Origin of the sequence: Brevibacillus sp. HB2.2 (genome assembly GCF_013284275.1) — a bacterium.
Lineage (GTDB): Bacteria > Bacillota > Bacilli > Brevibacillales > Brevibacillaceae > Brevibacillus > Brevibacillus brevis_D.
Genome location: NZ_JABSUV010000012.1, coordinates 46461 through 71569 on the forward strand (window position 1 = coordinate 46461; position 25109 = coordinate 71569).

Below are 25109 nucleotides of genomic sequence, written 5' to 3' on the forward strand. Positions count from 1 at the left end.
TATGAGTTTGAAAGCGGTTGAATTGCAGGTGGCAATACCACGCACGTTAGAAGTCAGCCGAATTCAGGAGCATCAGCAACAACGAACCATGCATGAACAACAATCAATGATTGATCAGCGAAGAGATCTGGATGAACATATGCGCCAGCGCCCGAGCGATCTTGAGCAATCACAAAAAAACCAGATACGCGAACGAGAAAAAAAACAGGGGCAGCAAGAACATCAGGACAAAAAAGAATCCACTGGGAGCCAATTGTCCGAATCGAGCGAAGGTGTATCTATGAATGCTGACCTCATGAGAGATCCATTGCGTGGACGGATTATAGATATTTCTTTATAAATGAAGTCAAGCCAGAAATAAAGGTGGACAACATGGACGTAGTGTATCCCATCCTGATTGGAGCAGGAATGATCAGCATGCTTCTTGCTTTTGTTATTAATAAGAAGCAGCCTGTTGACTCCTTTTCCTCATTACCGACACAACGCACGACGGACAAGGACGAGCTCGAAAAAAGCGTGCAGCGTCTTCAAAAACAGGTAAAGCAAGAAACCAATCTTCTTGCGGCAGAATGGCAGGAAATGAGAGCGGATCTTCTTGAGGATATAGCTGATTTGCGCACACGCTTAGACAATATGGAAGAACAATGGCAAAAGAGTTCGAGTCACAAACCAGAAGCTCCAAAGGATACGAATAGGATAGAACCAGCACCTCAAGTTCAAGAGGTGGATATGCTGGCCTTGCGAGAACGTTATCGCCGTGCCTTTGAACTGAGTAAGGAAGGTTTGTCTCGGGATGAGATCGCAAAACGACTCGGTGCCGGCAGAGGGGAAATCGATCTGATCTTTTCCTTGGCTGACAGGCATGAGCGAGGTCTTGCCGATGCGTAAACAAGAGCTATTATTTGGATTTGGAGCAGGACTAATTGTGGCTACCTCCATTATCGGACTGATAGCGCCTAAGCAGACTGCGCAAGCCCCAGCCATGTCTGTAGATCAAATGAAGGTAGCTGCACAAGAGCTGAAAATGGTCGTACTTACGGCAGAAGAATACAAACAGTGGCAGGAAGAAAAGAAAGTAAACGTACAGCCAGCTCCTGGAGTGCCTAAGGCGCCAGTTACGCCAAAGGTAGGTCAAACAGTGACGCCCGTGACAAAGCAACCACAAACGCCAACTGTACAGCCAACGACTCCTGGAGCTACATCGGAACAAAAGGTGAATCTACCAACAAATCCAGTGAGTAAGGACGGCCAGGCTATTCCAACCGTACCGAATACGCAGACACCAACGTCTCCCAATACGGTGGCACCTAAAGCTCCGACAGTGGAAGCACCTGTAGCAGATAAAAAGGTTTCTTTCACCGTTCCTTACAAAGCAACTGCAGAGGATGTAGCGCAGATTCTCGTAAAGGAAGGAATCCTTCCTGCCGAAAATCAATTTGTGTCCCAGCTACGAGCGAGCGACAAGCTAAATCGTATTCGTGTCGGTACCTATGAAGTGTCGACCGCCGCTAAGGAAGCAGATATCGTCAAGTTGATAACAACGCCGCCTAAAAAATAGGCGGTTTTTTCAATGTAACCAAATGTGTCCATTTGTCGTCAGCCAAGAAGGAACAAAACTTTTTTTACGAAATAAATGGAATTCGTTTGTTGCAATTGAAACTCCCATATGATATATTCATTTACGGTGTTGAAATCGCACGTCCACCAATTCCAGCAACGGTGCTGCCAATGGCAGAATTGCTTGGAACATGCGGTGAGGCGGAGGTACGCATCACAAAAACCATCTTTGAAGGAGGTGTGAAATATGGCAGTAATTTCGATGAAACAATTGCTCGAGGCTGGTGTACACTTCGGTCACCAAACTCGTCGTTGGAACCCGAAAATGGCTCGCTATATCTTCACCGAACGTAACGGAATCTACATTATCGACCTGCAAAAAACCGTTAAAAAAGTAGAGGAAGCGTACAACTTCGTACGTGAACTCGCTCAAGACGGCGGGAAAATTCTCTTCGTTGGTACGAAGAAACAAGCACAAGAATCCGTTAAAGAAGAAGCAGAACGTACAGGTCACTACTTCATCAACCAACGTTGGTTGGGTGGTACTCTGACAAACTTCACAACCATCAAAAAACGTACTGCTCGCTTGGCTGAGCTGAAGCGTATGGAAAACGATGGTACTTTCGCAGTATTGCCTAAGAAAGAAGTTATCGTTCTGCGCAAAGAAATGGATCGTCTGGAAAAATTCTTGGGCGGTATCGCTCACATGGATAAACTGCCTGACGCTCTGTTTGTCATCGATCCTCGTAAAGAGCGCATCGCTGTAGCAGAAGCTCGTAAATTGGGTATCCCAATCGTAGCGATCGTAGATACTAACTGCGATCCAGATGAAATCGATTATGTGATCCCAGGTAACGATGACGCAATTCGCGCTGTGAAATTGCTCACTGCTAAAATGGCAGACGCTCTCCTGGAAGGAAACCAAGGTACAGAGCAACAAGCAACAACAACTGCGTAAGCATGTGTGTTAAAGGGTGGACTGAGGGTGTCAGAACCCCCGTCCATCCTTTTTTGCTGAATAGCGTCGCCGAGGTTAACAGGTGACTTGCTTTTCGATTATAATAGGATCGTAACTTTTCGAGGAGGTTTCACTCAATGGCAATTAGTGCACAAGCGGTTAAAGAACTGCGCGAGCGTACAGGCGCAGGTATGATGGATTGCAAACGCGCGCTGGAAGAAACAGCAGGCGACATGGAAAAAGCAATTGACTTGCTCCGTGAGCGCGGTGTAGCGAAAGCAGCGAAGAAATCCGGACGTATTGCAGCTGAAGGTTTGACTGCGACAGCGGTAGCTGGAAACGTAGCAGCAGTTGTAGAAGTAAACTGCGAAACTGACTTCGTTGGTAAAAACCCTGAGTTCCAAACACTCGTGAAAGACATCGCTGAGCACGTTGTATCCCAACGTCCTGCATCTGTTGAAGAAGCTCTGGAGCAACCTTTCAAAGGTGCTGGCGAGACTTTGGGTCATGTAATCAACGAGAAAATCGCGACTATCGGAGAAAACATCTCCTTCCGTCGTTTTGCACTCTCCGAGAAAACAGACAACGGCGTTTTCGGTGCTTACCTGCACATGGGTGGCCGCATCGGCGTTCTGGTTACTTTGGAAGGTACACAAGACGAAACACTGGCTCGCGACCTGGGCATGCACGCAGCAGCGTCTAACCCTCGTTTTGCTAACCGTGAAGAAGTTTCCGCTGATGAGATCGAGCGTGAGCGTGAAGTTCTGAAAAACCAAGCACTGGCTGAAGGTAAACCTGCTAACATCGTTGAGAAAATGGTAGAAGGCCGCCTCTCCAAATTCTTCGAAGAATACGTACTGGTTGAGCAACCATTCGTAAAAGATACTGACAAGAAAGTAGCTGTACTTCTGAAAGAAGCAGGTGCTACCTTGAAAGGATTCGCTCGCTTCCAAGTTGGCGAAGGTATCGAGAAGAAACAAGAAGACTTCGCAGCTGAAGTAATGGCTCAAGTTAATAAGCAATAATAAAGGTTATAGGGAACACCTTCGTGTTCCCTATTTTCAAAGCGAAAGTTTCACTTTGTGTGAAACTTTCTGCATGTAAATAACAAGTGTGTACCTGTTCCCAATGAGAAGGAATGAAGACTGGGCACAGAGAATGATTCATGAATGGAGGCCGTTTCACATGCCACTTCCTGCCTATAAACGGGTTGTGTTAAAGTTGAGTGGGGAAGCTTTGGCGGGGGACTTAGGGTATGGAATTGACCCAAAGGTAATCTTCTCCGTCGCTAACCAGATCAAGGAAATCGTAGAATTGGGTGTACAAGTCGCAGTAGTCGTCGGAGGAGGTAACATCTGGCGCGGACTTTCCGGCAGCTCAAAAGGAATGGATCGGGCAACAGCCGATTACATGGGGATGCTGGCCACAATTATGAACTCACTCGCCTTGCAGGATGGGTTAGAAAAAGTGAACGTCCCGACTCGTGTTCAAACCTCGATTGAGATGAGACAGGTAGCAGAACCATACATACGCCGCCGTGCCATTCGTCATTTGGAAAAAATGCGTGTGGTCATCTTCGCTGCCGGTACTGGTAACCCTTACTTTTCAACGGATACGACAGCTGCTCTGCGTGCAGCTGAGATTGAAGCTGAAGTGATCCTGATGGCGAAAAACAAGGTAGACGGTGTATACTCTGCAGACCCAAGCCTTGACCCGAACGCTAAGAAGTACGACCAGCTGACATTCCTGGAAGTGCTGAATAAAGGTTTAGGTGTCATGGATTCAACAGCGTCCAGCTTGTGCATGGATAACAGTATTCCGTTGATCGTCTTTAACATTTCTGAAGAAGGCAATATTCGTCGGGCAGTAATGGGCGACAAAATCGGTACTCTAGTGAAAGGGGAATAATTATGCCACAAACTGTGCTAAATGACATGGAAGATCGCATGAATAAAGCGATCAATGCTTTGAAAAGAGATCTGTCCAGCCTGCGTGCAGGTCGTGCGAACCCAGCGATGCTGGATCGTGTTACAGTAGACTACTACGGCACTCCAACGCCGATTAGCCAATTGGCAAACATCAGTGTACCAGAACCACGTATGCTGACAATCCAGCCTTGGGATAAAACGGCGCTTAAAGAAATTGACCGTGCGCTGCAACAATCGGATTTGGGAATTTCTCCATCCAACGATGGTGTGATTATCCGCTTGATCATTCCTCCCCTCACAGAAGAGCGTCGGAAAGAGCTCGTGAAGCTGGCAGGAAAAGGTGGAGAAGAAGCAAAAGTAGCGATTCGTAACATCCGTCGTGATGCAAACGATGAAATCAAAAAGCTAGAAAAAGCTGCTACCATTTCTGAGGACGATTCCCGTCGTCATCAAGAAACCATTCAAAAAACGACGGATAAATTCATCGCCGAAGTTGACAAGATCGTTAAGGACAAAGAGAAAGACATTTTGGAAGTATAGGTAATGGTAATCCCCCTCGTTTGAGGGGGATGTACGTCTATATCTCTCATTACGGGGGAACACTTATGTTAGAACATCTGGCGCGCAAATGGGGCCGCAAAGAAAAGCAATCGGAGCCAGCCGAGTTGGATCGTTCCGGTAAGATTCCGGAACATGTGGCGATTATTATGGATGGTAACGGTCGTTGGGCCAATAAGCGCAGTTTACCCCGGGTTGCCGGGCACCGTGCAGGAATGAAAGCAGTAAAAGAGGTCGTCAAGGCTGCTGACGAGATTGGCGTGCGTTATATGACGATGTACGCATTCTCTACCGAAAACTGGAAGCGTCCACGCGATGAAGTGGATTTTCTCATGAAACTTCCGCAGGAATTTTTGTCGACAGAATTGGATGAATTAATTGAACGAGGTGTCCGCATACGCATGCTGGGCAGTAAAAACGAGCTGCCTTCTCATACGTTGAAAGCGCTACTGGAAGCAGAAGAGAGAACGAAGGACAATAGCGGTTTGCAATTGAATTTTGCCCTGAATTACGGCGGGCGAGATGAACTTGCAAAAGCATTTTCAGTAATGGCAGAACAAGTAAAAGCAGGCGAACTTCAACCAGAACAACTGACTGAGGAATTGATATCGAGTTATCTGTACACAAGCGAAATTCCCGATCCAGACCTCTTGATTCGTACAAGTGGAGAGATTCGCTTGAGTAACTTTATGCTGTGGCAATTAGCATATACAGAATTATGGTTTACGGACGTGCTATGGCCTGATTTTACCCGTGAACATTTTTATCAAGCAATCGTGGAATACCAAGGCCGAGCTCGTCGCTACGGGGCGGTATAGCCGAGAGGTGGAATCAGTTGAAGCAACGTATAATTACAGGCCTGATTGGTGGGGCTGCATTTCTATTATTGATGTATGCTGGTGGAGTTTGGTACTCACTATTGGTGTTTTTACTGGCTGTCATTGGCTATTTTGAATTTATGAGAATGGCTGGCATTCAGTCATTTTATTTGGCAGGATTGCTCGGATATGTATTGATGTTAAGCATTTTGTGGCCGTCTCTATTATTTTCGGATTGGCTCAGTATCAGCATGCCGGATCTGATGCTGCCCGTCATCCTGCTCTTGTTGATTTACTCCGTTTTACGGAAAAATCAGTTTCACATTGAACACGTCGCCCTTACGTTGGTGGGGGCGTTATACATAGGCTACGGTTTTACTTATATGGCCGCTACCCGAAACCTACCTGAGGGATTCATGCTTACGGTCATGGTTATTATGGGAATCTGGTCGACTGATTCGGGCGCCTATTTTGTCGGAAAAGCAATAGGTAAACGTAAACTGTGGCCAGAAATAAGTCCAAACAAGACGGTGGAAGGGGCCTTAGGCGGTCTCGCTGCTTCTGTCTTGATTGTTCTTTCCATCAATGCAAGCTTTGGACATTTTGCGATTGATCAGGCTTTGACCATCGCACTTGTTGCGGGGATCGTCGGGCAATTGGGTGATTTGGTTGAGTCGGCTTTCAAGAGACATTTCCATGTAAAAGATTCAGGGCAGCTGATCCCAGGTCATGGGGGCGTTTTGGATCGCTTTGATAGTTTTTTGCTCGTCTTTCCGGTTCTACATCTATTAGGTATTGTCTAAAACCTTTTGCATATAGAAAGAGATATAGAGGGTGAAATCCGTGAAAAAAATAGCGCTCTTAGGTTCAACGGGGTCAGTTGGAACGAGCACACTTGAAGTCGTAGGCCAGCATCCTGAGGATTTTTCAGTGGTGGCTATGGCTGCTGGAACAAACATCGATCTATTGACACTCCAGGTGGAAACATTCAAGCCCGAGCTCGTTTCTGTAGGAAATGAGAAGGCTGCCGTTGAACTGCGTGATAGATTGGCGGGCAAGTCTCGACCAGAAATCGTTTACGGGGCGGAAGGATTGGAACTGGTTGCCCGTCATGAAGCTGCCAATTTCGTTATGACCGCTGTTGTCGGCAGTGTAGGGGTCGCACCTACACTCGCTGCGATTGAGGCGGGAAAAACAATTGGACTGGCCAACAAAGAGACACTGGTGAGCGCTGGCCCTGTCGTCATGAAACGAGCGAAAGAAAAAGGCGTATCCATTATTCCAGTAGACAGCGAGCATTCAGCTGTCTACCAATGTCTGCAAGGCGAACGTATGGAAGATGTGGCAAAGATTATTTTGACCGCATCAGGCGGTTCCTTCCGTCACCTCTCACGCGAGGATCTAGAGCAAGTGACGGTAGAGCAGGCATTGGCTCATCCGAATTGGAGCATGGGTGCAAAAATTACCATCGATTCTGCGACCATGATGAACAAAGGTTTCGAAGTGATCGAGGCTCATTGGCTGTTTGATCTACCTTATGAGCAAATCGAATGCGTATTGCATTATGAAAGTATCATACACTCTATGGTAGAATACAAAGACAGAGCGGTCATGGCCCAACTGGGTACACCGGATATGAAGGTTCCGATTCAGTACGCCATGAGCTATCCCATCAGAAAAGAACTGCCTACGGAACCACTTGATTTGGTCAAGATCGCCACGCTTCATTTTGCAGCCATGGATTATGAGCGTTATCCTCTGTTAAAATTAGCGTATGAGTGCGGCATGGCAGGAGGTACGCATACTGCAGTACTGAATGCAGCCAATGAGGTCGCAGTTGATATGTTCTTGAAGGGAGCGATCCGTTTTTTAGACATCGAAAAGGTCGTCCGAAAAACATGCGAAGCTCACCCTGGTGTAGCGAGTCCGGAGCTTGCAGATATTTTTGCAGCTGATGAATGGGCACGCTCTTATGCGCTCGTCTCCATCTAAGGAATATGAGTGTTAGATACTTGACAGAAAGGTGGCTGTTCACTTGCCTTTGCCCAACCTGGATTCCGTTGAATCAATTCTCGCGATTGTCGTTGTATTTGGGGTACTTGTCTTTGTGCACGAACTAGGACACTTCCTTCTGGCCAAGAAGGCAGGAATCTTATGTCGTGAATTTGCACTGGGAATGGGGCCAAAAATTTTTCGCGTGAAGCGGGGAGAAACGGAATACACCTTACGCCTGTTACCCATCGGTGGTCTCGTTCGTATGGCGGGAGAAGACCCGGAGATGGATATGTTAAAACCGCACATGGAAGTTACCGTGGAGCGGGATGCGTTAGGAAAGGTCACACATATTTTGCTCGATGGGCCAAGTTCTGGTTCTGCTCGTGCGATTACTGGTACGGTGGTACAATTCGATTTGGAGCAAAATTTAAATATCGTACTGGAACTGGACGGAGAGCAGAAGACGTTTGCTGTTCATCCACAGGCTCAGCTGGTCAAGGATGGACAAGAAGTACAGATTGCCCCTCTAAACAGACAGTTCAAAGGCAAGACAGTTTCACAACGTTTTTGGGCAATTTTTGCAGGACCTGCCGCAAACTTTTTGCTGGCATTTGTCTTGTTTATCGTGATCGGCTTCTTGTACGGCGTGCCGAATGGCAGCTATCTGGGGAATGTGATCCCCGATGGACCTGCTGCTCAAGCTGGATTATTGCCAGGTGATAAGGTGATCGCGATTCAAGGTCAGCCAGTATCCTCTTGGAAAGACATTGTAGAGAAGATTAGCAAAGCGCCAGACCAACAATTAACATTTGAGTATGAGCGCAATGGACAGCGTATGACTGTGCCAGTTAAAGTGGGGAAAGACGAGAACAACGTGGGTAAAATCATGGTAACTAATGCAACCACGTTTGCCCCAGGAGAAGTTCTTAAATACGGTGCAACCTCCACCTACGAGTTTACAGTGATGATCCTGAAAAGCTTAGGAATGCTCGTGACGGGTGAATACGGTCTGAAGGACTTGAGTGGTCCAGTCGGTATTTTCAAGATGACTGGAGAGGTTGCCCAACAAGGTATGGCGATTCTGTTGAAATGGGCTGCTGTATTGAGTATTAACCTTGGGTTGTTCAATCTGTTGCCACTGCCAGCCTTGGATGGCGGACGTCTCGCATTCTTGGGAGTAGAGGCGCTGCGCGGTCGACCTGTTGACCCGCATAAAGAAGGAATGGTTCATTTCTTGGGCTTTGCCTTTTTGATGTTGCTGATTTTGGTAGTGACTTGGAATGATCTGCAACGATTATTCTCCTAATCACGTACTAACACGATAGAAAGAAAAACAGACATATGTAAAAGGATGGTGCAAAATGTTCAAGCGCGAGGAGACGAAACCGGTTTTTGTAGGTGGAGTGCAAATCGGGGGCCAAAAAAGCGTAGTCATCCAGTCGATGACGACAGCAGACACACGTGATGTAGAAAAAACTCTGGCCGAGATTCAGAGACTGCACGATGTCGGTTGCCAAATTGTTCGCTTGGCCGTCATCAATGAAGATGCAGCACGTGCCATCAAAAAAATTAAAGAACGCTCCCCATTGCCGCTTGTTGCCGACATTCACTTCGACCACAAGCTGGCATTGATTGCACTGGAGAGCGGGATTGATAAAATTCGGATCAACCCAGGAAACATCGGTTCGAAAGAAAAAACACAACGCGTAGTGGAAGCGTGCCGTGAGCGCAATGTTCCGATCCGTATCGGGGTCAACTCCGGTTCTGTCGAGAAAAGGCTTTTGGATAAATACGGTTATCCTTCTCCGGAAGCAATCGTAGAAAGCGCGATGGACCACGTGCAAATTTTGGAAGATCTGAACTACGACAACATTGTCATTTCCTTGAAGTCCTCCGATGTTCCAACGATGATCCAAACCTATTCGTTGATGGCACAGAAACGCAACTATCCGCTGCACGTTGGTGTAACAGAAGCAGGTACACAGTTCTCTGGTAGCATTAAATCTTCAGTTGGAATCGGAACGGTATTGTCGATGGGAATCGGTGACACGATTCGCGTATCCCTGACGGCTGATCCTGTTGAAGAAATTAAAGTAGCAAAACAAATCCTTCGCAGCTTGGATATCGTGAACAACGATCCAGTGGTGATTGCATGCCCATCTTGCGGTCGATGCGCAATTGACCTGATCGGCTTGGCAACCAAAGTCGAGGATGCCGTTTCCACGCTGAAAGTACCGTTAAAAGTGGCGGTAATGGGCTGCGCGGTAAATGGCCCTGGTGAAGCGCGTGAAGCAGATGTCGGCGTTGCCGGCGGAAATGGCGAGGGCTTGATTTTCCGTAATGGTGAAATTGTTCGGAAAGTAAAAGAAACCGAGTTGTTTGAAGAACTGATGAAAGAAATTAACGAAATAGTAAACGAGCAAAAACCTACAACTGTAGGATAATGCACGTTGATTGCTGATAAGGCATAAGGAGGACACGCACGTGTTGAAGCAAAGTCAAATGTTGATCCCTACCCTGCGGGAAGTGCCATCCGACGCGGAGATTGCCAGCCACAAGCTGCTGCTTCGCGCAGGTATGGCCCGCCAACTGGCTTCCGGTATTTATACGTACCTGCCCCTGGCGCTCCGTTCCCTGCACAAAATCCAAGCAATTGTGCGTGAAGAAATGAATAATGCTGGGGGACAAGAGCTGTTGATGCCAGCGATGCAACCAGCTGAGCTGTGGCATCAAACGGGTCGCTGGGATGTATACGGTCCCGAGCTCGTTCGCCTGCGTGATCGTCATGATCGTCCTTTTGCCTTGGGTCCAACCCATGAAGAAGTCATTACGAGTCTCGTGCGCGATGAGATTAACTCTTACAAAAAACTCCCTATCAACCTTTATCAAATTCAAACCAAGTTCCGTGATGAAGTGCGTCCACGCTTCGGTTTGATTCGTTGCCGCGAGTTTATTATGAAGGATGCTTACTCTTTTGATACGTCACAAGATGGTCTGGATCGCAACTTCCAGGCGATGTACGATGCGTACACAAACATCTTTACCCGAGTAGGCTTGAATTTCCGTGCAGTAGAAGCGGATGCAGGTGCAATCGGCGGAAAAGGCACTTACGAATTCATGGCGTTGTGCGACATTGGGGAAGACACGATTGCTTATTCTGAAGAAGGCGATTTTGCGGCCAACTTGGAAAAGGCAGAAGTCGTGTACAAGCCATCTGCGAAGCCAGCAACAGAAGCGCCAGCTCGAGAAAAATTGCATACACCTGGCATTAAAACGATCGATCAATTGGTACAAGCACTGCAAATCGAAGCAAAGCAAATCATCAAGAGTCTCATTTATCGCGTAGACGACAAGCTGGTTATGGTACTGGTGCGCGGTGATCATGAGATCAATGAAGTGAAGCTGAAAAACTTGTATGATGCGACGATCGTTGGACTGGCTTCTGAAGCGGATATCGTTTCAGTAACAGGAGCGTCTGCAGGATTTGTTGGCCCAGTTGGTATTGATCCTGAAAAAGTGGATATCATCGCGGACAATTTTGTTCAAGATGTTTATGATGGTGTTGTCGGTGCCAATGAAACAGACTATCATCTGACTCACGTAGTTGCTGGCCGTGATTTCACGGTTTCGAAGTACGCTGACTTGCGCAACATTACGGAAGGTGACGAGTGCCCTCGTACAGGTGGTGTTATCAAGTTTGCACGTGGTGTTGAAGTCGGTCACGTATTCAAGCTGGGTACGAAATACTCTACAGCGATGGGTGCTACGTACTTGGATGAAAACGGACGCAGTCAACCGATGATCATGGGTTGCTACGGAATCGGTGTATCTCGTACAATTGCGGCAGTGATCGAGCAGAACAATGATGAAAATGGTATCATTTGGCCAGTGTCTGTTGCACCTTTCCATGTGCATGTGATTCCGGTCAATGTTAAAGTAGAAGAGCAACGTCAAGTTAGTGAACAAATTACAGAAGCACTGCGTAAGGCTGGCATCGAAGTATTGTTTGACGATCGTCCTGAGCGTGCTGGTGTGAAGTTTAAAGACGCCGATTTGATCGGATTGCCTCTGCGTATTACGGTTTCCGATAAAGCGGCACAAGAAGGAACAGTGGAAGTGCGTATCCGCAAAAACGGTGAAACACATGATGTGAAGCTGGATCAATTGGTCGATGAAGTGAAAGGTATCCTATCTCGTGTTGACCAAACCGGAGCTGCGTTGTTCGGGAACTAGTTGCATGCAGGAATAAGAAGGATTTTGTCGAATTTTTACGGGGTGCTCCCCTAGATTAAAGGGGAGTGCCTCTTTTTCTTGTTTGAACGCTCACTTATGGGGAAGGTGGGAAAACCGTGGACCGTTTACAAGAGCAAAAACATCGCTTCTCCCTATTGGTCAAGCAAATGGAAGTTCCTGACGAATGGGTGGAGCGATTTTTTCTTGATGCTCAGATTGAAAAGCTAGAGCTGTATAAGCAAAACAAAGAATGGGTTTTTCACTTTGCCCTCCCGAGAATGATACCAGCGGATGTTTATGCTGCTTTTACCAAGCGATTAACGCATACATTTTCACATCTAGCCAAAGTAGATACTCGATTTCGCTATCACCAAAAGCCCTCTCTCGATCACGTAGTTGAAGAGTATTGGGATGTCTTGCTGGCTGGGTTGGAGCCAACGCTGAACTCCTTGGCAGTTACGATGCGTCAAGCGCGTAAACAAGTCGACCAACAGGAAGTCAAGGTGTACTTGCCAACGGAGATGTCCGTTGAGGTTGCCAAGCGAAAACGAGCGGATAATGAGCTTTTGGCTGCTTTCCAGAAAGCTACCGATTGTTCGATGCGTTTTTCTTTCCATGGGGAAGAAAGCGATGACGCGTATAAAGCCTTCGAGGAGCAACGTAAAGAAGAAGAACGTGCTCTCGTCGAAGTTGTGATGACGGCTGTCCAACAAGAGAGCAAATCGTCTGATAAAGCTGAGGCTGTCACTACGCTCATGATGGGTTATGAAATCAAAGATGCGCCGATCCCGATTTGCGAGATTCAAGATGAGGAACGCCGTATTGTCATCCAAGGAACCGTGTTTAACGTAGAGGTAAAAGAGCTCCGTAGTGGGCGTCATTTGCTCACGTTCAACATTTCTGACTATACGGATTCTCTCACGGTGAAGATGTTCTCTCGCGATAAAGAAGATGTGAAAATGCTCGAATTGCTGAAAGACGGCATGTGGGTGAAAGTGCGGGGAAGTGTGCAGCATGACACATTTGTACGCGATCTCGTTATGAATGCCAATGATTTGAATCAGATTGAGCAGGTTATTCGGAAAGATCAAGCGGAAGAAAAACGTGTCGAGCTTCATTGCCATACGCCGATGAGTGCGCTAGATGCTGTTGCATCTGTAAAATCATTGATCTCGACGGCAGCCAAGTGGGGTCATAAAGCCATTGCTGTCACAGACCATGGTGTCGTACAGGCTTTTCCAGAGGCGTATTCCATCGCCAAAAAGAACAACATCAAATGCATTCTCGGTATGGAAGCGTACGTAGTCGAGGATGGTATCGACATCGTTTACAACCTGCAAGCAGACAATAACATTTCCATTGATGAAAATACGGAATACGTCGTGTTTGATACGGAGACGACGGGTTTAAACGCGTCAGAGCATACCATCATCGAGATCGCTGCTGTCAAAATGAAAGGCGCAGAAATTATCGACCAATGGACGGAGCTGATTGACCCGCAATTGCAAATTGGGCCAAAGACAACCGAGATTACGGGGATTACCAACGAAATGCTCCGCGGGCAAGAGACACTTGATGTGGTACTCCGCAAGTTCAAGGATTTTACTGGTGACGCCATTCTGGTCGCACATAATGCAGAGTTTGACAAAGCGTTTATTAACGCCTGCGCCAAACGGATTGGCATGGAGCCATGGACCAATCCATTTTTAGATACGCTACCTTTGGCGCGCTTGATGTACAAAGGGATGCGCAATTATCGATTGGGATCATTAGCGAAAAAGTTTAACGTCGAGCTCATCAATGCCCACCGTGCGTTGGACGATACCGTAGCCTTGGCTCACGTGTTCCAGCAAATGTTGAAGGACATAAAAGAAGCGGAAATCAAATCGCTAGCAGAGCTGAATGAAAAAAGTAACGAAGAGGCCGACTATAAAAGTGGACGCCCATTCCATGCGACCATTCTCGTGCAAAATAAAGAGGGCCTCAAAAACCTGTACAAGCTCGTAAGTCGCTCCCACGTGGAAACATTCTTCCGTTGGCCACGAATTCAGCGAAGCCAGCTGACCAAATACCGCGAAGGCTTGTTAATTGGTACGGCGTGCAAAGACGGAGAACTCATGCAATCGATTCTCCGTGGTAAATCACCTGAAGAGTTGAAGGAAGTTGCGGCTTTTTACGACTTTATAGAGGTACAGCCGATCGCCCATTACTCACCACTGTTGCGTAATGAAGAAATTCCTTCGCTGGAGACGATGAAAGGCTACCATGAAAAGATCGTCCAAATGGGGAAAGAGCTCGGTAAGCTGGTCGTAGCTACAGGGGATGTGCACTTCCTGAATCCCCAGGATGAGATCTTCCGCGATGTTTTCTTACTGTCAAAAGGGGATCCAACCGCTGGCAATCAGCCGCCACTGTACTTTCATACAACGGATGAGATGCTGGAGGCGTTCTCCTTTTTGGGAGAAGAGACCGCAAAAGAAATTGTCGTGACGAACACAAATGCCATCGCGGATATGATTGAGGATATCAGTCCGATTCCAGACAAGCTGTACACGCCGATCATTGAAGGGGCGGACGATGAGCTGCGTCAAATGTGTTATGACAAAGCAAGGTTGTTGTATGGTGACCCCTTGCCCGAACTGGTCGAGCATCGCTTGGAAAAAGAATTGAACAGTATCATCAAGCACGGTTTCGGTGTGATTTATTTGATTTCACAGCGTTTGGTAACGAAATCGTTGAATGATGGCTATCTGGTAGGTTCACGTGGATCTGTAGGCTCGTCTTTTGTTGCAACGATGTCTGAGATTACAGAGGTAAACCCATTGCCTCCTCATTATCGCTGCCCAAATTGCAAGCACAGCGAGTTTATTACAGATGGTTCAATCGCCTCTGGCTTTGACTTGGAGGATAAAGCATGTACACAATGTGGAACCATGTATGCCAAGGATGGACAGGACATCCCGTTCGAGACATTCCTCGGCTTTAAAGGAGACAAGGTACCGGATATTGACTTGAACTTCTCTGGTGATTATCAGCCGCGTGCACACAAGTACACACAAGAGCTGTTCGGAGCAGACTACGTATATCGTGCTGGAACGATTGGTACGGTTGCGGAAAAAACAGCATATGGCTACGTGCGCAAGTATGCCGACGAACGAGGTATGACGTTGCGCAATGCGGAGATATCCCGAATCGTCAACGGCTGCACAGGTGTAAAAAGGACGACAGGGCAGCATCCGGGCGGTATTATCGTAGTTCCTGACTACATGGAAATCGAAGACTTTTGTCCGATTCAGTTCCCGGCTGATGATAATGAGTCTGAATGGCGCACAACCCATTTTGACTTCCACTCCATCCATGACAACTTGCTAAAACTCGATATTCTGGGACACGACGATCCAACCGTCATTCGTATGCTGCAAGACTTGACAGGAATGGACCCGAAGACGATTCCACTGGATGATAAAAAGACAATGTCCATCTTCAGTTCGACGGAAGCCTTGGGGGTCTCACCGGAGCAAATCGGTACGAACATGGGAACATTGGGGATTCCAGAGTTCGGAACCAAATTCGTACGACAGATGCTAGAGGACACTAAACCGACTACGTTTGCCGAGCTCGTACAGATTTCCGGACTTTCTCACGGTACGGACGTTTGGTTGAACAATGCGCAGGACTTGATCCGCAATGGTACTTGCAAGCTGCCAGACGTAATTGGTTGTCGTGACGATATTATGGTGTATTTGATCTATAAAGGGCTAGAGCCATCTCGTGCCTTTAAGATCATGGAGTCCGTGCGTAAAGGTAAAGGGGTTCCTGAGGACGATCAGGAAGAAATGCGTAATAACAATGTGCCGGAATGGTATATACAGTCATGCCAGCGGATCAAGTACATGTTCCCGAAGGCGCATGCGACTGCCTACGTCATGATGGCTGTACGGATCGCCTATTTCAAGGTTCATCGACCACTGGAGTTTTACGCGACGTACTTCACAGTTCGTGCGGATGACTTTGACATCCCACTGATGGTCAAAGGCTCAGCGGCGATCAAGCAAAAGATTGAAGAGATCGAGGGCAAGGGACATGATGCACAGCCAAAAGAAAAGGCATTGCTAACTGTTTTGGAGATGGCGTTGGAAATGATAGAGCGGGGCTTCCGCTTTGTCAATGTTGATTTGTACAAATCGGACGCTACTCGCTTCTTGATCGAAGGTGATTCTCTCATCGCTCCATTCAACGCCCTGCCTGGTTTAGGGACGAACGCAGCGATCAGTATCGTGCAAGCGAGAGAGCAAGGGGAGTTTTTGTCCAAGGAGGACCTCCTATCCCGATCCCGCATCTCCAAGACTATTTTGGAGTTCTTGGACGAGCAAGGTGCGTTGCAAGGATTGCCAGAATCCAACCAGCTATCCTTGTTCTAAGGCGTGCAGTCAAGGCTCACAGTCATCCAAAGGTTGTCAGCGAAGGGCTGTTATGCTATAATTTTTTTGGAAATACTGGTTTTATACGCATGGCTGATCGAGAGTGGGGAAACCCACTCTTTCTTTCTGGCTACACCTCATGGTTCAAATGAGAAGGAGGTACTTGCTTGAGCAAGGTAACAGGCATCGTCACTGAACTCATCACGCCCATTGTTGAAGAAGTGGGCCTGGAGCTAGTTGACATCGAGTACAAAAAGGAAGGCAGCAACTGGTTTCTGCGCGTGTTTATCGACAATGAAACTGGCAACATCGACATTGATGACTGCCGCCTTGTCAGCGAGAAGCTGAGCGAAAAACTTGACGAAGTAGATCCCATCCCTACGGCATACTTTTTAGAAGTATCTTCGCCGGGTGCTGAGCGCCCATTACGCAAGGATAAGGATTTCACGAAAGCTGTCGGCAGAAATGTGCATATCACAACAAAAGAGCCAATAGAAGGTGCAACCACGTTCGAAGGCGAACTGGTATCCTATGAGGATGGCAAGCTGACAGTAAAAGAAGCAAAGAAAACGTATGTAATTTCCCAAGAGCAAATTGACACAGCTAGAATGGCAATTATTTTTTAGTTGTCGCGGTCTGTGTTAGCCCGTGGTTAGTAAAGGAGGAGGCAACGAAAGTCATGAACGGCGATTTTATCGAGGCTTTAGAAGCCATTGAGAGAGAGAAAGGCATCACCAAAGACGTACTGATTGAGGCCATCGAAGCGGCTCTTATCTCTGGATACAAACGTAACTTCAACTCGGCCCAAAATGTGCGGGTGGATGTAAATCGTCATTCAGGTATGGTGCGTGTGTATGCGCGGAAGAGCGTAGTCGAAGAGGTTTTAGATCCGCGCCTAGAGATCTCTCAAGAAGCAGCACAAGAAATCGATCCTAACTTCCGTCTGGAGGACATCGTCGAAATCGAGGTAACGCCTCGTGATTTCGGTCGTATTGCTGCTCAGACAGCGAAGCAAGTGGTTACACAGCGCATTCGCGAAGCGGAGCGCGGTTTGATCTACAGCGAGTTTATCGAGCGTGAAGACGATATCGTAACAGGCGTCGTTCAGCGTATGGACGCTCGCAATTATTACATTGATTTGGGTAAGGCGGAAGCCGTTATGCCGATCACCGAAAAAATGCCATCCGAAGATTTTAAATCACAAGATCGCGTGAAGGCATACATCATCAAAGTAGAGAAAACCACTAAAGGACCGCAAATCGTCGTTTCCCGTACTCACCCGGGGCTTTTGAAGCGTCTCTTCGAATTAGAAGTGCCAGAAATATATGACGGTGTGGTTGAAATCAAATCTGTTGCACGTGAAGCGGGTGATCGCTCAAAGATCGCTGTGCATTCCATCAACGCAGATGTTGATCCAGTAGGGGCTTGTGTCGGTCCAAAGGGCATGCGCGTCCAAACGATCGTTACAGAACTGAAAGGCGAAAAGATCGACATTGTTCGTTGGTCTGAAGATCCAGCCGAGTACGTAGCCAATGCACTCAGCCCAGCAAAAGTGCTGCATGTAGAGGTTAACGTAGCGGAGAAGGTTACACGTGTGATCGTTCCTGATTATCAATTGTCTCTGGCGATTGGTAAGCGCGGTCAAAACGCACGACTGGCAGCCAAGCTGACTGGCTGGAAGATCGATATCAAGAGCGAGTCCCAAGCCGACCAAGAAGGCATCGCTTATCCAAAAGAAGTAGAGAGCGATGAAGGGACGGACAACGAATAATCATGAAGCAAAAAAAGATCCCGTTGCGTAAGTGCATTGTTTGCCAAGGAATGTTTCCGAAAAAGGAATTAATCCGCGTTGTCCGGACGCCAGAAGAAGAGATCGTCATTGATCTTACTGGAAGGGCGGCGGGACGCGGTACCTATGTGTGTCGGCAGGAAAGCTGTCTGAAGCCGGATGCGTTCGCATCGGGAAAATGGAAAAAAGTGCTGGAACGTGCCCTCAATATGTCCATCTCCCAAGAAAAGTATGATGCTTTCCGTGAGAAATGGCTGGAGATGGTGGGAAAATGACCCCAAAAGCAGCACAATTACTCGGATTAGCGATGCGTGCGAGAAAGATCGTTAGTGGGGAGGGGCTGGTCATTACTGCTGTTCGTAATGGGCAGGCTCGCCTGGTATTGCTCGCATCAGATGCATCAGACAATACCGCCAAGAAAGTAAAGGATAAATGTTCCTATTACGGTGTCTCATGTGTAACCACTGGCGACCGACATTCATTGGGACACGCAATCGGAAAAGATGGGCGCGTTACCGTGGCGGTAACCGATGGGAAATTGGCCGAAAGCATTCAGCGTCTGCTCACCTAACTTAGAAAGGGTGAAGTATATTTGAAGACACGTGTGTATGAGTATGCCAAACAGCACAACATGAGCAGTAAGGAAATCCTCAATTTGCTAAAACGATTGAATATAGAAGTAGCAAATCATATGAGTATCATGGAAGAAGGGACGATCAAGCGGATCGAGGATCACATGGCCAAATTGCGTTCTGGTGCCAAACCGGAGCAGCGTAATACGCCAAGTGATGCAAGACCCAAGCAAACGGAAGATCAACAACGCCCCAACGACTCCAGAGGACAACTGAACAAGCCCCAGCAACAAGCGGGGCAAACTCAAACGGTTAGAAATGACAGACCAAACAGCGATCGTGGAGGAAGCACATCAAACATCAATCGTCCAGCTAACAACAGTGCGAGTGCCAATTCCGATCAGCAAAGTCCTCAGCATGGAAAAAATCAGGGGAAGAATCAGGAGAGAAAACCAAACAATATGAGAAGTCAACCCGCAAAGCCGAATGACCGCAAGCCACAAGGTAATCAGCAAAGACCACAAGGCCAAGGACAACAAAGACCACAAGGCCAAGGACAACAAAGACCACAAGGCCAAGGACAACAAAGACCACAGGGTCAAGGACAACAAAGACCACAGAACAATCAGCAACGACCACAAAACCAACAGCGTCCTGCACAACAACCTGTTGCTAATCAAACAGAGGGACAAGAATTTGAAGATAAAGTAAATCTTCCATCCAATGTTGGTACAGAAAAACGCGAGAAAATCAAAAAAGGTCCACAGACTCAAAAGACTTTTGAAGATAACAAGAAGAGTCAGCCTTTCCGTGGCGGTGGTAATAACCGCTATAACCAAAATAATCGCCGTGGCAATAACAATCGTGGTGGTCAAAAAGCTCCACGTCCAGTTTTTGACCCACCTACAAAAATTACCTTTACGGAGTCTTTGACCGTAAACGAATTGGCTGTAAAACTACGCAAAGAACCAGCAGAAGTCATCAAAAAGCTGTTTAATTTGGGGATCATGGCAACGATTAACCAGTACCTTGACCGTGAAGCCATCGAACTCATTTGCGCAGATTATGGCATTGAAGTCGAAGAAAAAATCATCATTGATGAAACCAACTTCGAAACATTGGAAGAAGTAGATGCACCAGAAAGCCTGATGGAGCGCCCGCCAGTTGTTACGATCATGGGTCACGTTGACCACGGGAAAACAACATTGCTCGATGCAATCCGCTCTACCAACGTGGTAGCAGGAGAAGCAGGTGGAATTACCCAGCACATTGGTGCCTACCAAGTCGAGATCAAAGGAAAGAAAATTACTTTCCTGGATACTCCAGGTCACGCGGCCTTCACAACTATGCGTGCTCGTGGTGCTCAAATTACAGACATTACCATTCTGGTAGTTGCAGCAGATGATGGTGTTATGCCGCAAACCGTAGAGGCAATCAGCCATGCAAAAGCAGCAAATGTTCCTATCATCGTAGCGGTAAACAAGATTGATAAACCAGAAGCCAATATGGATCGTATCAAGCAAGAACTGACCGAATACGAGCTGGTTGCCGAAGAGTGGGGCGGCGAGACGATTTTCTCCCCATTGTCCGCGAAACAGCGTACAGGTATCGAAGAACTGCTTGAGTACATCTTGCTCGTATCCGAAGTACAAGAACTGAAAGCAAACCCAGACAAGCGCGCTCGCGGTACTGTTGTAGAAGCTGAGCTTGACAAGGGACGCGGTCCAGTTGCAACCATTCTGGTTCAACAAGGTACCCTGCGCGTTGGTGACCCGATTGTAGTAGGTTCCGCATTCGGACGTGTACGTGCAATGGTGAACGACAAAGGACGTCGTCTGAAGGAAGCGGGTCCATCTACGCCAGTAGAAATCACTGGTCTGAATGATGTACCACAAGCTGGTGACCAATTCCGTGTCTTTGAAGACGAGAAAAAGGCGCGCGCCATCGGGGAAGCACGTGCATCCAAGCAGCGTGAATCCGAGCGTCGTGAAAGCTCCCGCGTTTCTTTGGATGACTTGTTCCAGCACATCCAAGAAGGCGACATCAAAGAGCTGAACCTGATTGTAAAAGGTGACGTACAAGGTTCTGTAGAAGCTCTGCGCGGTTCTTTGGAAAAAATCGATGTCAACGGTACACGTGTGAAAATCATTCATACAGGTGCTGGGGCGATTACGGAGTCCGATGTTACGTTGGCAAATGCATCAAATGCGATCATCATTGGCTTCAACGTGCGTCCTGAACCGAATGCACGCAGCATGGCTGAACAAGAGAAGATCGACATTCGCCTGCACCGTGTCATCTACACTGTAATCGAAGAGATCGAGTCTGCTCTCAAAGGTATGCTTGATCCAGTCTTCAAAGAAAACATTATCGGCCAAGCTGAGATTCGTGAAGTGTTCAAAGTATCCAAAGTCGGAAACATTGCTGGTTGCTATGTGACTGAAGGTAAATTGAGCCGCGATGCTGGTGCGCGTTTGATCCGTGAAGGCATTGTGATTTATGAAGGTAAGCTTGATACCCTCAAGCGCTTCAAAGATGATGCGAAAGACGTTGCAGCAGGCTATGAGTGTGGTCTGACTTTGGAACGCTTCAATGACCTCAAAATCGGCGACGTAATCGAAGCATTTGTCATGGTTGAAGTGAAACAATAATGATAGCAGGTGTGCAGATTGAACTGTTTCTGCCCGCTAGCCAAAACCTGAAAGAAAAACGAGCCATCGTCAAAAGTCTGATCGGCAAGCTGCGGAGCCGATTTAACGTCTCCGCAGCAGAGGTGGCTTATCTCGAGCAATGGCAGCGTACCGTGTTGGGTATCGCTGCCGTTGCTAATGAGATCTCTTTTTTACAACAAGAAATGCAGACTGTCGTTCGATTTGTAGAGAACCATCCAGATGTAGAGTTGATTCGTGTGGATACGGAATACTACGATTAATGAACAGTCAGCGGAGGTGAAAAATCGATGAATAAAACACGGATTAGCCGCGTAGGCGAAGAAATCAAAAAAGAGCTGAGCCTCGTATTGCAGCGTGGACTCAAAGATCCTCGTGTCGGTTTTGTAACAGTAACAGATGTAGAGGTAAGCAGTGACCTGCAATTGGCGAAGGTTTTTGTCAGCATTTTTGGCAGTGAGGAAGAGCGTAAAGCTTCTCTTGCTGGTTTGACAAAAGCAAAAGGTTATTTGCGTACGGAGATCGGGAAACGCGTAAAGCTGCGTCACATTCCTGATTTTGTATTCAAGCTGGACGAGTCCATTGACTACGGCAGCAAAATTGAATCAATCCTGCGGGAAATCTCCACAGAGGGAGAGAAACAGGATGAATCCTAATCAAGTAGCAGTACAGGAAGCGGCGCGGTTTATGCAGGAGCACGACCGCTTCCTGGTTCTTTCTCATGTAAGTCCTGACGGAGATGCTACAGGATCTGCTTTGGGAGTCGTGCTCATGCTAGAGCAATTGGGAAAAGAGTATGTGGTTGTAAACGAAGGGGAAACACCGATCAAGTTTAACTTCTTGCCGCGGTTTGACCGTCTTTATAACCTGCGCAAACAACCACTGAACGAGACGTTCGGGGCCGTAATCGCTGTAGACTGCGCGGATGAGTCGCGGATGGGCGATGTACGGTCTTTATTTGCGTCTGGCGCTGCTTTGCTGAATATCGATCACCACCCGACCAACGATCATTTTGGAACGGTCAATCTGATTCGTCCGGATGCAGCCGCAACAGCAGAAATTTTGTTTGATGTTGCAGAAGCAGCAGGGGTTTCTTTCGACGAAGAGCTTGCGCTGTGCATCTATACCGGCCTTCTGACAGATACAGGTGGTTTCCGCTATTCGAATACATCACCGCGCGTCATGGAAATTGCTGCTCAATTACTTGGTTACGGTGTGAAGCCAGGAGACGTAGCAGAGCGTTGTCTGGAGGAAATTACTTTTGCCCATGTGAAAGTACTGCGACGGGCTCTGCAAACCTTGCAACTGTCCCATCAAAATTTGGTCGCCTCTATCACTGTTTCAGCAGCAGATTTTGCCGAAGTGGGTGCAGAGCGAGAAGATGCTGGTGGATTGGTGAATTACTGCCGCAACATTGAGGGAGTCGAGGTAGGCGTTTCTTTTGTGGAAGCAGAACTGGGAGTAGTCAAGGTGAGTATGCGCGCTCGCGATCGGGTTGACGTAGCTGTCATTGCGAAGCAGCTCGGTGGCGGTGGACACGCAAAAGCAGCAGGATGTACGATCAAAGGACCACTTTTAGAAGTACAGAAAAAAGTATGGACTGTGCTGGACGATGCAGTAGGAGTGAAATTCGATGAGTAACGTGAACGGCGTGCTGGTTATCGACAAACCAGCTGGAATGACTTCCCATGATTGTGTAGCACGTATTCGTCGATTGTATGGAACGAAAAAAGTGGGGCATACGGGTACACTTGATCCAGATGTAACGGGTGTACTCCCCATTTGTGTGGGACACGCAACGAGGCTCGTTGAATATTTGCAAGAGCTGCCTAAGCGTTATGATGTAGTCATGCGCCTAGGCTCTACGACCACAACGGAAGATGCTTCTGGAGAAGTGGTGGAGCAAGCTGGAGTAGATGCAGCATCGATTACGACGGAGCGTATTCAAGCGCTGTTCGAATCCTTTTTGGGTGAAATGGAGCAGGTACCTCCGATGTTCTCTGCGGTAAAGGTAAACGGCAAGCGGCTGTACGACCTGGCTCGTGAAGGCACGGTGATCGAGCGGCAGGCACGGAAAGTGACGCTCTATGAGCTGACGCTTCATAAGATTAGCGTGGATGGGGACACTGTCGATGTGGCATTTACGTGCACGTGTTCCAAAGGCACATACATGCGCACCTTATGTGTTGACCTCGGACGCGCTCTGGGTTATCCTGCCCATATGAAGCTGTTGCGGCGAATTAAAAGTGGCCCGTTCCAGGAGCAAGAGGCAATCCCCCTCCAGCAAATCGAGGAACAGGCAGCAAGCGGGGAAGATATTTCCCGTCACTTGGTCTCCATCCCCCAGGCAATCTCATTCTTACCATCGTTTCAGGTCAAGCCAGAACGGATCAAAGCAGTACGTAATGGACTTGCGACTGCACTTCCGGGCGTCACTGCGGAGGAAGGAAGTTTGATTTGCTTGTTTGCGGGGGAAGATTTACTTGGCATTCATCGTGTATGCCGCGGAGACAAAGGACTTTTCGCCAAACCAGAAAAAGTCTTTCCAGCCGAGGTGTAATCCGTGAAAACGATCTACCTAACATACCCGTTTCCGTCTGACCTGCAAGCGAATCCTTGTGCGATTGCACTGGGGTACTTTGATGGTGTACATATTGGGCATCGCCGTGTAATCCAAAAGGCGATTGATACAGCGAAAGCAAACGGATGGCAAAGTACGGTAGTGACCTTTGATCCGCATCCACGAGAAGTATTGGGGCAAAGCGGTTATACCCGCTATTTGACACCACTTGCAGACAAGCTCGAGCAGTTCGAAAAGATGGGCGTAGACACTACATATGTGATGAAGTTCGATATTAGCTTTGCGGCAATTTATCCAGAAGATTTCATCACAGAGTGCCTTCTTCCATTGGAATGCCGCCATATTGTCGTTGGTTTCGACTACACCTTTGGTTATCGCGGGATGGGGACTGCCCATACCTTGCAAGAAATGAGCAAAGGTCGCTACGGGCTCGACATCGTGGGTCCGGTAAATCGCTTGGGTGAAAAAGTGAGCAGTACAATCATCCGTGAATACCTCCATCATGGGGATGTCGAGCAGGTTCGCCATTTGCTAGGCCGCTCCTACAAAGTGCGCGGAACAGTTGTGCATGGTGACAAACGCGGTCGAACCATTGGCTTTCCTACAGCGAACGTCCAAGTGAATCAGCCGTACTTGATCGGAAAGAATGGGGTCTACGGCGTTCGCTTTACCGTGGATGAACAGAGCTACTATGGTGTCATGAACGTTGGGATCAAGCCAACATTCGAACTGGAGAAAAAAGAAAAGTCACTAGAAGTGCACATTTTTGAGTTCTCTGGTGAAATCTATGACAAAGCAGTAGAGGTAGAGTTCTTGTTCTACATCCGGGAAGAACAGAAATTTGCTGGAGTCGATGCACTCATCGCGCAAATAGGACGAGATGTTCAAACGGCGAAGCAAAAATTCGCGGAAGGAATCTCGTAAAGGATTCTCTTTGCTTTTCACAAAATGGTATGCTATAATTCAAAACGTTGTACAGATAACCGTAGCTTGGCTGTCCGATTCTCACCGACGGCAGACTCGGCGAACG

Annotated in this window: 24 protein-coding genes; all 24 read left to right on the plus strand. The window is 47.6% G+C overall.

Annotated features, from left to right (window positions below):
* The first annotated feature begins 1 nt into the window (after position 1).
* On the plus strand, positions 2–340 hold the full coding sequence (locus HP401_RS10900; RefSeq protein ID WP_173605006.1) for a hypothetical protein: 339 nt from the start codon (positions 2–4) through the stop codon (positions 338–340).
* Positions 341–363: 23 nt separating this feature from the next.
* Entirely contained in the window at positions 364–888 is a 525-nt protein-coding gene (locus HP401_RS10905) for a DUF6115 domain-containing protein (protein ID WP_173605007.1), read from the plus strand.
* On the plus strand, positions 863–1558 hold the full coding sequence (locus HP401_RS10910; RefSeq protein WP_173605008.1) for a DNA polymerase III subunit gamma/tau: 696 nt from the start codon (positions 863–865) through the stop codon (positions 1556–1558). Before HP401_RS10905 ends, HP401_RS10910 begins: the two co-directional genes overlap by 26 nt.
* A gap of 246 nt (positions 1559–1804) precedes the next feature.
* On the plus strand, positions 1805–2515 hold the full coding sequence (rpsB, locus tag HP401_RS10915) for a 30S ribosomal protein S2 (RefSeq protein ID WP_015891726.1): 711 nt from the start codon (positions 1805–1807) through the stop codon (positions 2513–2515).
* 137 nt (positions 2516–2652) lie between these two features.
* A complete protein-coding gene (gene tsf / locus HP401_RS10920) occupies positions 2653–3540 on the plus strand; it encodes a translation elongation factor Ts (protein ID WP_015891725.1) in 888 nt (295 codons plus the stop codon).
* 160 nt (positions 3541–3700) lie between these two features.
* A complete protein-coding gene (gene pyrH / locus HP401_RS10925) occupies positions 3701–4423 on the plus strand; it encodes a UMP kinase (RefSeq protein WP_007719254.1) in 723 nt (240 codons plus the stop codon).
* 2 nt (positions 4424–4425) lie between these two features.
* The gene (frr, locus tag HP401_RS10930; RefSeq protein ID WP_015891724.1) at positions 4426–4983 is read left to right on the plus strand and encodes a ribosome recycling factor; all 558 of its coding nucleotides are present in this window, start codon (positions 4426–4428) and stop codon (positions 4981–4983) included.
* Between the two features lie 65 nt (positions 4984–5048).
* Complete coding sequence (locus HP401_RS10935) at positions 5049–5819, plus strand: undecaprenyl pyrophosphate synthase (protein ID WP_041749488.1); 771 nt, start codon at positions 5049–5051, stop codon at positions 5817–5819.
* A gap of 17 nt (positions 5820–5836) precedes the next feature.
* Positions 5837–6622 (plus strand): phosphatidate cytidylyltransferase, encoded by a 786-nt coding sequence (locus tag HP401_RS10940; RefSeq protein WP_173605009.1) that lies wholly within the window; start codon positions 5837–5839, stop codon positions 6620–6622.
* 40 nt (positions 6623–6662) lie between these two features.
* Positions 6663–7811, plus strand: coding sequence for a 1-deoxy-D-xylulose-5-phosphate reductoisomerase (locus tag HP401_RS10945; RefSeq protein WP_173605010.1), 1149 nt, complete (start codon positions 6663–6665; stop codon positions 7809–7811).
* 43 nt (positions 7812–7854) lie between these two features.
* Positions 7855–9120 carry an RIP metalloprotease RseP gene (gene rseP / locus HP401_RS10950; RefSeq protein ID WP_173605011.1) on the plus strand — a complete coding sequence of 422 codons (1266 nt, stop codon included), beginning with the start codon at positions 7855–7857 and terminating at the stop codon, positions 9118–9120.
* Positions 9121–9175: 55 nt separating this feature from the next.
* Positions 9176–10258: a flavodoxin-dependent (E)-4-hydroxy-3-methylbut-2-enyl-diphosphate synthase gene (gene ispG, locus HP401_RS10955; RefSeq protein WP_015891719.1), complete on the plus strand. Its 1083-nt coding sequence runs from the start codon at positions 9176–9178 to the stop codon at positions 10256–10258.
* Between the two features lie 43 nt (positions 10259–10301).
* Complete coding sequence (locus HP401_RS10960) at positions 10302–12047, plus strand: proline--tRNA ligase (RefSeq protein WP_173605058.1); 1746 nt, start codon at positions 10302–10304, stop codon at positions 12045–12047.
* Positions 12048–12163: 116 nt separating this feature from the next.
* Complete coding sequence (locus tag HP401_RS10965) at positions 12164–16468, plus strand: PolC-type DNA polymerase III (protein WP_173605012.1); 4305 nt, start codon at positions 12164–12166, stop codon at positions 16466–16468.
* Between the two features lie 167 nt (positions 16469–16635).
* Complete coding sequence (gene rimP, locus HP401_RS10970; protein ID WP_015891716.1) at positions 16636–17094, plus strand: ribosome maturation factor RimP; 459 nt, start codon at positions 16636–16638, stop codon at positions 17092–17094.
* Positions 17095–17147: 53 nt separating this feature from the next.
* Positions 17148–18239 (plus strand): transcription termination factor NusA, encoded by a 1092-nt coding sequence (gene nusA, locus HP401_RS10975; protein WP_015891715.1) that lies wholly within the window; start codon positions 17148–17150, stop codon positions 18237–18239.
* 2 nt (positions 18240–18241) lie between these two features.
* Entirely contained in the window at positions 18242–18532 is a 291-nt protein-coding gene (gene rnpM, locus HP401_RS10980; protein ID WP_015891714.1) for an RNase P modulator RnpM, read from the plus strand.
* Entirely contained in the window at positions 18529–18828 is a 300-nt protein-coding gene (locus HP401_RS10985) for a YlxQ family RNA-binding protein (protein WP_015891713.1), read from the plus strand. The genes rnpM and HP401_RS10985 overlap by 4 nt, the downstream gene beginning before the upstream one ends.
* A gap of 21 nt (positions 18829–18849) precedes the next feature.
* Positions 18850–21480: a translation initiation factor IF-2 gene (gene infB, locus HP401_RS10990; protein WP_173605013.1), complete on the plus strand. Its 2631-nt coding sequence runs from the start codon at positions 18850–18852 to the stop codon at positions 21478–21480.
* Positions 21480–21761 carry a DUF503 domain-containing protein gene (locus tag HP401_RS10995; protein ID WP_007719228.1) on the plus strand — a complete coding sequence of 94 codons (282 nt, stop codon included), beginning with the start codon at positions 21480–21482 and terminating at the stop codon, positions 21759–21761. The genes infB and HP401_RS10995 overlap by 1 nt, the downstream gene beginning before the upstream one ends.
* A gap of 27 nt (positions 21762–21788) precedes the next feature.
* Positions 21789–22154: a 30S ribosome-binding factor RbfA gene (gene rbfA, locus HP401_RS11000; protein ID WP_007719226.1), complete on the plus strand. Its 366-nt coding sequence runs from the start codon at positions 21789–21791 to the stop codon at positions 22152–22154.
* Entirely contained in the window at positions 22144–23139 is a 996-nt protein-coding gene (locus tag HP401_RS11005) for a DHH family phosphoesterase (RefSeq protein ID WP_173605014.1), read from the plus strand. The genes rbfA and HP401_RS11005 overlap by 11 nt, the downstream gene beginning before the upstream one ends.
* Positions 23132–24058: a tRNA pseudouridine(55) synthase TruB gene (gene truB / locus HP401_RS11010; protein WP_087346763.1), complete on the plus strand. Its 927-nt coding sequence runs from the start codon at positions 23132–23134 to the stop codon at positions 24056–24058. Before HP401_RS11005 ends, truB begins: the two co-directional genes overlap by 8 nt.
* Positions 24059–24061: 3 nt before the next feature.
* Positions 24062–25003 carry a bifunctional riboflavin kinase/FAD synthetase gene (locus HP401_RS11015; protein WP_173605015.1) on the plus strand — a complete coding sequence of 314 codons (942 nt, stop codon included), beginning with the start codon at positions 24062–24064 and terminating at the stop codon, positions 25001–25003.
* Positions 25004–25109 lie beyond the last annotated feature (106 nt).

Coding starts and splice junctions, on each gene's coding strand:
- truB (WP_087346763.1), top strand. CDS start 23,132: ATGAGTAACGTGAACGGCGTGCTGGTTATCGACAAACCAGCTGGAATG.
- HP401_RS10985 (WP_015891713.1), top strand. CDS start 18,529: ATGACCCCAAAAGCAGCACAATTACTCGGATTAGCGATGCGTGCGAGA.
- nusA (WP_015891715.1), top strand. CDS start 17,148: ATGAACGGCGATTTTATCGAGGCTTTAGAAGCCATTGAGAGAGAGAAA.
- HP401_RS10995 (WP_007719228.1), top strand. CDS start 21,480: ATGATAGCAGGTGTGCAGATTGAACTGTTTCTGCCCGCTAGCCAAAAC.
- HP401_RS10935 (WP_041749488.1), top strand. CDS start 5,049: ATGTTAGAACATCTGGCGCGCAAATGGGGCCGCAAAGAAAAGCAATCG.
- HP401_RS10900 (WP_173605006.1), top strand. CDS start 2: ATGAGTTTGAAAGCGGTTGAATTGCAGGTGGCAATACCACGCACGTTA.
- tsf (WP_015891725.1), top strand. CDS start 2,653: ATGGCAATTAGTGCACAAGCGGTTAAAGAACTGCGCGAGCGTACAGGC.
- ispG (WP_015891719.1), top strand. CDS start 9,176: ATGTTCAAGCGCGAGGAGACGAAACCGGTTTTTGTAGGTGGAGTGCAA.
- frr (WP_015891724.1), top strand. CDS start 4,426: ATGCCACAAACTGTGCTAAATGACATGGAAGATCGCATGAATAAAGCG.
- pyrH (WP_007719254.1), top strand. CDS start 3,701: ATGCCACTTCCTGCCTATAAACGGGTTGTGTTAAAGTTGAGTGGGGAA.
- rbfA (WP_007719226.1), top strand. CDS start 21,789: ATGAATAAAACACGGATTAGCCGCGTAGGCGAAGAAATCAAAAAAGAG.
- HP401_RS11005 (WP_173605014.1), top strand. CDS start 22,144: ATGAATCCTAATCAAGTAGCAGTACAGGAAGCGGCGCGGTTTATGCAG.
- rpsB (WP_015891726.1), top strand. CDS start 1,805: ATGGCAGTAATTTCGATGAAACAATTGCTCGAGGCTGGTGTACACTTC.
- rnpM (WP_015891714.1), top strand. CDS start 18,242: ATGAAGCAAAAAAAGATCCCGTTGCGTAAGTGCATTGTTTGCCAAGGA.
- HP401_RS10910 (WP_173605008.1), top strand. CDS start 863: ATGAGCGAGGTCTTGCCGATGCGTAAACAAGAGCTATTATTTGGATTT.